This window comes from bacterium, assembly GCA_030655055.1.
Classification (GTDB): Bacteria; Edwardsbacteria; AC1; order AC1; family EtOH8; genus UBA5202.
Window position 1 is genome coordinate 1 of the sequence record JAURWH010000076.1, and the last position, 2624, is coordinate 2624.

The following is a 2624-nucleotide window of genomic DNA, read 5'->3' on the forward strand; positions in this document are numbered from 1 at the left end:
TATACCAACCATAACCACTGAACGCCTGGTGCTTCGTCCCTTCGCTTTAACCGACGCTCCCGAGGTCCAGAAACTGGCCGGACGCTTCGAGATCGCCGACACCACTATGAACATTCCCCACCCCTATCCCGACGGGGCGGCGGAATCCTGGATAGGCACCCACCAGAAGACCTGGGAGCTGGGATCGGGCCTGACCCTGGCCATAACCCTGAAGGATTCGGGACAAATGATCGGGGCCATCGGCCTGACCATCAGCAAGGACCACCACCGGGCCGAGATGGGTTACTGGGTGGCCGTGCCTTATTGGGGCAGGGGATTCTGCACCGAGGCCGCCCGGGCCCTGCTGGATTACGGGTTCACCGGACCCAAGCTTAATAAGATCTACGCCACTCATCTTGCCCGCAACCCGGCTTCGGGAAAAGTGATGCAGAAGATAGGAATGAAGTACGAAGGCTGCCTGCGCCAGCACGTGAAGAAGTGGGACAAGTTCGAGGACCTGGCCTATTACGGGACACTACGAAGTGAATACCAAAATTAGCCACAGAAAGCAAAAAAATAAATCGTTATAACGTGACTACGTATTAACGTTAAACGTGAAAGATAAACTGTGAGTACGGCAGATATCAGAAAAACCATGAAAGGTCTTTATCTATGCCCAAAAACAAATTCGGCCTGACCCTTTTGGGCCGCAAGGTGCTCAAGCCCTCGGGAAAGTTGGAAGCCTTCCCCAACCAGAACCGCGGGCGCGATTACCGGGTGATACTGGAAACCGAAGAATTCACCTCCCTCTGCCCCATCACCGGGCAGCCGGACTTCGGCGCCATCACCGTCAGCTACATCCCGGACCGGCTGGTGGTGGAATCCAAATCACTCAAACTTTACCTGTGGACCTACCGCAATAAGGGCGTATTTCACGAGGCGGTGGTCAACCAGATCCTGGACGACCTGGTGAAGGCTGTCCAGCCCCGTCAAATGCTGGTGACGGGCAATTTCAGAGTACGGGGCGGCATAGCCATAACCGTGGCGGCCGAATACCCAGGAAAAAACAATTAACCATTAGCAATCAACCACGGACTGGTCATTGATCATTGTTCATCGTTGATTGGAGAGAGAGATTATGCCATTACGCAAACTTTTAAGCCTTTTCAAACGCAAGAAGAAGACCCCGGCCCAGCCGGTTCAACACCATGCTGCGGCCCCGGCCAGACACCAGGCCGAACCCCACCGGAAACCGGTGGCAACTGCGGCTCATGCCCCGGTCAGGACCCAGAATCATCAAACCGCCCGCCCGGCCCGGCCCCAGGGAGCCCCGGCTCAGGGACAGAGGTCCCAGCCGCACCAGCCGAACAGACCTCCCCAAGCCCAACGGCCAGCCTCCAAGCCCGGCGGTACTTTAGGACAGCCGGGACGGCAGCATCCCCAGCATCAGGGTCCTCGGCCCGCTGCCCAGCACCAGCCGCGGCCGGTCCAGCATGTTCCGGTCCGCCCCCAATATGTTCCCCCGGTCCAAGTTCCGCTGCCCCGGGCCCCAAAAGCCGTTTCCACCGAGCCCGCCATGCGCTTCGACGAGTTGGGCCTCAAACCAAACCTGCTGGAAGCATTGATCACCGAGGGCTACACCGAACCCACTCCCATTCAGCAGCAGGCCATCCCGGTGGCCCTGGCCGGCAAGGATATTTTGGGCTGCGCCCAGACCGGCACCGGTAAGACCGCGGCCTTTGCCCTGCCGATACTGCAGAGGCTGGACCGGCCGGAGATCACCAAGGAACAGTACCGGACAATAAGAGCACTGATCGTCACTCCTACCCGGGAGCTGGCGGCCCAGGTGGGCCAGAGCTTCGCGGCCTACGGCCGGAACATCAACCTGCGCTCGGCCGTGGTCTACGGCGGCGTTTACCAGGGCACCCAGGCCAAGGCCATGCGGGGCGGAGTGGACATTTTGGTGGCCACCCCCGGGCGGCTGCTGGACCTGATGGACCAGAAAATGGTGCTGCTCCACAAAGTGGAGATCCTGGTGCTGGACGAGGCCGACCGGATGCTGGACATGGGCTTCATCAATGACATCAAAAAAATTGTGGCCAAGGTCCCCAGCCGGCGCCAGACCCTGTTCTTCTCGGCCACTATGCCCCCCGAGATCCGAACGCTGGCCGGGGGAATCCTGGACCAGCCGGTCTCCATCTCCATCATGGCCGAGTATGCTGCCGCCGATACGGTGGAACAGTCTGTCTACTTTGTGGAGAAGGACGACAAGCCGGACCTGCTGCGCCATCTGCTTTCCCAAAAAGGCATGGAGCGGACCCTGGTCTTTACCCGGACCAAGGTGCGGGCCGACCGGCTGTCCCGGCGTCTGACCACCTGGGGCATTCCGGCCCAGGCCATCCACGGAGACAAATCCCAGAACACCAGGGAACGGGTGCTGCAGGGTTTCAAGACCGGCTCCATCCGGGTGCTGGTGGCCTCGGACGTGGTCTCTAGAGGAATTGACATCGACAACATCTCCCACGTGGTGAACTTTGACCTGCCGCACGAAGCCGAAGCCTACGTCCACCGCATCGGCCGCACCGGACGGGCCGGTGCCTTGGGCACGGCCATCTCCTTCTGCGATAGCGAGGAACGCCAGGACC

The 2624-nt window shown here is 60.1% G+C and carries 3 protein-coding genes; all 3 read left to right on the top strand.

Annotated features, from left to right (window positions below; all coding sequences use genetic code 11):
- Position 1: 1 nt before the first annotated feature.
- Positions 2 to 538: a GNAT family N-acetyltransferase gene (locus Q7U71_03350; GenBank protein MDO9390791.1), complete on the top strand. Its 537-nt coding sequence runs from the start codon at positions 2 to 4 to the stop codon at positions 536 to 538.
- 113 nt (positions 539 to 651) lie between these two features.
- The gene (queF, locus tag Q7U71_03355) at positions 652 to 1053 is read left to right on the top strand and encodes a preQ(1) synthase (protein MDO9390792.1); all 402 of its coding nucleotides are present in this window, start codon (positions 652 to 654) and stop codon (positions 1051 to 1053) included.
- Positions 1054 to 1555: 502 nt separating this feature from the next.
- The coding region (locus Q7U71_03360) for a DEAD/DEAH box helicase (GenBank protein ID MDO9390793.1) at positions 1556 to 2624 on the top strand (1069 nt) is incomplete at its 3' end.

Bases quoted from the DNA above. Each gene is read 5' to 3' on its own strand.
- queF (MDO9390792.1), top strand. From the start codon at position 652: ATGCCCAAAAACAAATTCGGCCTGACCCTTTTGGGCCGCAAGGTGCTC.